The sequence below is a fragment of the Streptomyces graminilatus genome, from assembly GCF_001418565.1.
Taxonomy (GTDB): Bacteria; Actinomycetota; Actinomycetes; order Streptomycetales; family Streptomycetaceae; genus Streptomyces; species Streptomyces graminilatus.
On record NZ_LIQQ01000391.1, the window covers coordinates 1 to 4,879 of the forward strand.

The following is a 4,879-nucleotide window of genomic DNA, read 5'->3' on the forward strand; positions in this document are numbered from 1 at the left end:
AGATGGGGATAAGAGACACGTGTTGACCGCACGCGCAGCAGGGGCGGGGTTCTCACACCTTCCTGACTTTTCCTATGAGGCAGGCCGCTGGTGACCACAGGTCAATCGCGGTCGAGTGTTCGTCGTGCCTTCTTCCTGTCCGGACGGGACTGATCATCAGTACCGACCATCCAGGCAGGTATCGGCGTGCGGAAAATTCCAGGAAGACCTCAACGAAGCCGTCAACAAAGAAGATTCACGGCCGTCGCGCTCGCGACTGCTGCCGCAGTGCTCGGCGGACTGGTGTCCGCCGCCCCGGCGGCCTCCGACGAGCCAGGGGACAACCCGACCAATCCGTGGGAGCGCACCCTCCGTATAAGCCTCGGCGAGCAGGCCCGCAAGGGCCGCTGCCAGGCAGGACGGGCCGTGCAATTTGGCGGGCCCGAACTCAAGTCGGTCGCGGCGGCCAAGCTCACTGGAACGGACGCCGACCTGTACACGTTCGTGCGCCCGGACATGCTCCTCGGTGAGTGGAGCCAGGCCGCCACGCGGGACAGCGACGCCGCCATTGCCGACCTGCGTGCTTTCCAGGACCGCCAGGACAAGCTGAACACCGCCAACAAGCCCTACGCCTCGGCAAATTTCTTCGGCGGTCGGGATTACTTTGCACCGGAGTTCGGCAAGGACATCGTCGCCTTCACCCTCGGCACTCAGCAGGACTTGTACAACAAGGCGAGGGAGAACCCGACTCCGAGACCCGGCCAGACCGCGCTGGACCAGGCCAAGAAGGTGCTCGACGCGTTCGACACCGACGACTTTTGGGCAGCCTCGTACAAGGACTTGGCCGGTGGGGAACTGCTCAGCACGGACAACCTGATCTATTCGTCGTCCAACGACGTAGCGACCTTCCTGCGCTTCGGCGGATTCCCGACCAAGGCCCCCGAGCCGGACTCGCTGGAGTTCCGCACCGAGGTCGAGGCGCTGAAGACGGCCTGGGCCGGCTGCGACAGTGCCAACCCGATCGACTACTACCGGGTGCTGACCGGCCCGGTCGTGCAGGCCTACTCGGAATGGGAGGCGGAATACACCGGCCAGGCCGACCAACGCAAGGCGATCCTCACCGCCAAGGCCGCCGCGGCGAAGGAGACGCGGGTCGCCACAGACGCGATGATCGAAGCGGTGCGGCAGGCCTGGCAGGCGGACCAGATCCTGTACTGGCAGAAGTACTTCGCCGCGCACAAGGACTCGGTCTTCTATCCGACGAAGGCCGAATTCACCAAGGCGACGGCGGATCTGAACGCTGCGAAGGCGGCAGCCGCCAAGCAGGTGACTCTGGCTGACGCGTCGGCCGCCCGTGCGAAGACGGCCGCAGCTACGGCAGGCACTCAGCAGACGAAGGCGTGGGAGATCGCCGACGCCGCGAGGCTGCCGCGCGGCCGGGGGCTGCTCTACGCGCAGCAGGCCGTGCAGGTCGCCAAGGCATCGGCTGCCGCCACCCAGGCGGCGGCGAAGGCCACGCTGACGGCGTCGAACGCCGCGAAAGCCACGGTGGCGGACTCCCAGACGCTGCTGGCGCTGGCGAAGACCCAGACGCACGCGATGAACACGGAGTTCCGCAAGACGGCCGCGCTTGAGGCGAAGGCACAGGCCAAGGCCGCCGCAGAATCCGCGGCCAAGCTGGCCACCGAGGCTGCGGCCAACGCCGCCACTGCGAAGACCGCCCGTGCGACCGCCGAGAGGGCGGAACAGACTGCCAAGACCCAGGCCGCCGAGGCGAAGCGGCAGCGAGGCATAGCAGAGGCCGAGAAGGCCACCGCCGAGCAGGAGCGCGACCTCGCGGCGAGCGAGCGGGCGAAGGCAGGTGCGGCCGAAGAGCGCGCGAGGGGCGAGCAGGCCACGGCCGGCCAGGCCCGCACGGCTGCGGAGGCGGCCGGCGCGACGGCGAAGGAGAAGCTGGCGGCGGCTGAGGACGCCGAGGTGCGTGCGTTCCTCGCCCGCAACAAGGCGGTCACGGCCGAGCGGGAGAAGAACGCCACCGCGTCCCGTGCGGCTGCGCTGGAATCGGCAGCCGCCGCAGCCGAGGGCACCAGTGCCGCAGAGGAGACCCGGCAGGCGGCCACCGAGGCACGCTCCGCCGCCACCGACGCGGCGGGCGCTGCGACCCGGGCCCGTACGGCGGCGAACGACGCGACCACGGCGGCGGTGAACGCCCGAGCGGCGGCCACCCGGGCCGAGGGCGCGGCGAAGCGTTCCCGCTCTGCTGCCGACGCGGCCCAGTCGGCGTACGCCAAGACGCAGGCGGCTGCCTCGACCGCGCACGCTGCCGCTGCCGAGGCGATCGACGCGGCAGCAGCCGCGAAGGAGAAGGCGAAGCAGGCGGACGCCGAGGCGAAGAAGGCCCAGGCCGCGGCGATCGTCGCGCGCAAGGAGGCCACGCTGGCGGGGGCCGAGGCCGTCAAGACGGCTGCCTGGTCGGTGAGGACCGCCGGGTACGCCCTCGCCACGGCCCAGTACGCGCAGGGCGCCAGGGACGCCGCGACCGCGACGACCAAGGCGGCCGACGAAGCGATCACCGTCGGTTCCCCGTACCGCGAGACGGACACCTCGGCGGCGTACGCGGTGCTGATCGGGCAGACCTCCAAGACCTTCGCCGAGCAGCAGGCTTCCGCCGCCAAGGCGAAGTCGGACGAGGCGAAGAAGGCGGCGGCCCAAGCCAAGGCGCTCGCCGACAAGGCCGCAGGCGACGCGAAGATCGCCCTCCAGGCGGCGGCCGACGCTGCGAACTACGCCGTGCAGGCGGTCAACTCCGCCGCTGCGGCCAACGCCTCCGCCGCTGCCGCGTCGACCGACGCGGCAGCCGCGAAGAAGGCCGACGCGAACGCCCAGAAGTACGACGCGCAGGCGGGCACGGACGCCTTCTACGCCAACTTCGCGGCGGGCGAGGCAGAGTCGGCGGCAGCCCAGGCTGACCGCGATGCCTCGGATGCCGAGAAGGACGCCGCCGGCGCCCGTTCCGCGGCTTCCTCGGCCGAGTCCGACGCAGCCGCGGCGGACCGAGTTGCCACCGACGCCGAGGCCGACGCGGTCAAGGCCGAAGAGGCTGCGGTCAAGGCCCAGGCAGACGCGGCCAAGGCTGCGGAGGCCGCGTCCAACGCGGAGAACAACGGGCAGATCGCGACCGGTACGGTCCCCGACGGTTCCGCCGAACTCATCGATGGAATGTTCTACGTCGTCAACCACATCGAGAAGGTCGGCGAACCTGAGGTCCTGAAAAAGACCGAGGGCTGCGACAAGTGGTGGAACCCGCTCATCTACGTCGGCGACTGCACGATGACCGAGAGGATCAGATACAAGGCCGTCGTCGACCTGTACCTGTGCCCGACGGAGGTTTGGAACAACTCGTGCTTCTCCGGGGAGACGCAGTACCTGGGCGAGCAGACGACGGACACGCAGTCCACCGACGTCACGCACACCATCACGATCGCGGAGTACCAGGAGGGCATCGACCCCGTCGACATCCTCTTCGGCAGCTGGATCCAATGCACCCAGAAACTCACCTCCTTTGGTGAGAAGGGGAGCTGGGGCGGTTGCGCCTGGGCCGCCGTTGACGTGGTGTCAATGTTCGCCGGCAAGATCCTCCGCCCCATCGCGGACGCCGTCCGTGCGATGGACGCCGCCGCCAGGACCGGAATCGGTTTCCGGGAGGCCTGGGCGGCCCTGCGCTCCCTCCGGCTGTCCGAGGCCGCCGTCGCGGGCATCACCAGCAAGTTCATGCAGGCGGTGTACGAGGCGTGTGAATCAGCCCCTTCGAGGGGGTTGCGCGCCTTCGCCGCTCGGGCGCTCGCTGCCAAGGGCTCGCCTCAGGAGTGCATAGACAAGGTCCTCAGGGACCTGGTGAACGACGGGGACCACATTGTCCTTGGGATCAATCCCTACGCGGACAGGCTGGCGAAGACGATCGGCGCCGATACGTTCAACAGTGGTGCCTACGGGACGAACCTGCCAGCGGAGATGGGTATGGGCGAGCGTCCGATCTGGACGGTCGGAGTCGAACGGACGGTGGGCAACCCCGAGGTGCAGCTGACAGTCTCACTGGATGGCGTGGTCGGCGCCGCCGACGAAAACGAGGCGCTCAGTCTGCTCCTGCAGCGGGGCGAGACAATCAAAGGCAGCAATTGGGAGCTGATCAGGTCCCCCGGATACGGCACCGCGTGGGAGATGATAAAGCTGCGCAGCGCTGTCAGGCTTGGCGAGCGCGACTGGAAGTCGATCACGTGGTACTGGGGCGGTGAGCCTGTCAAGCCCGAGCGCTTCAAGCTGGCCAACGGGAAGCCGGTGCCGTGATCAAGAGAGGGCTTCAGGCATGACCGATTTCATCCGTACCGGGAGGCTGTTCCGACTGGTCGGGTTCAACCCGTCCCACCGGCAGCTCTTTCTGCAGAGCGAAGCGACGCTGATCGATGGGACCTCGACCAACATTGAGGTGCACATCGGGCACGTGAGGCTGATGCTCTTGCAGCCCTACTACGAAAACGGCCTGCACATCCGGCGCGCCAGTCCCGAGGAGTTCGCGGTGCTGGCGGAGCGGCACGGGGTGGAGCCCGACGAAGCGAACTACACCTGGATGCTGGACCCTGACGGCGGCAGCTTCGTCGTCGCCAGCCCCCCGGACTGGCGCGAGGCGGAGTACGCGCTGATGGACGACCGAGAGTCGCTGTACAAGGGGCCCTGGCCGCCGGACTTCCCGACGGAGTCGGGGAACCTCTTCTGACGCCTCGACGCGTCGGACACGCAAGGTGAGGGCGGCACACGTATCGCGGGTGTCGCCCTCACCGTTGTCACTCATCGTCCGGCACCGAACGCGACACGAGCTCGAAGCAGACAGTTCCGCTGATCAGCG

The 4,879-nt window shown here is 68.5% G+C and carries 2 protein-coding genes; both read left to right on the forward strand.

The features are described 5' to 3' along the window. Positions 1–267: 267 nt before the first annotated feature. Positions 268–4,323, forward strand: coding sequence for a polymorphic toxin type 27 domain-containing protein (locus tag AOK08_RS47730; RefSeq protein WP_055531918.1), 4,056 nt, complete (start codon positions 268–270; stop codon positions 4,321–4,323). A 19-nt stretch (positions 4,324–4,342) separates the two neighbouring features. After that, the gene (locus AOK08_RS30130; RefSeq protein WP_055531920.1) at positions 4,343–4,750 is read left to right on the forward strand and encodes a hypothetical protein; all 408 of its coding nucleotides are present in this window, start codon (positions 4,343–4,345) and stop codon (positions 4,748–4,750) included. Positions 4,751–4,879: the final 129 nt, after the last annotated feature.

What these genes read in the sequence shown, in the direction of transcription:
- AOK08_RS30130 (WP_055531920.1), top strand. Translation starts at nt 4,343, where the DNA reads ATGACCGATTTCATCCGTACCGGGAGGCTGTTCCGACTGGTCGGGTTC.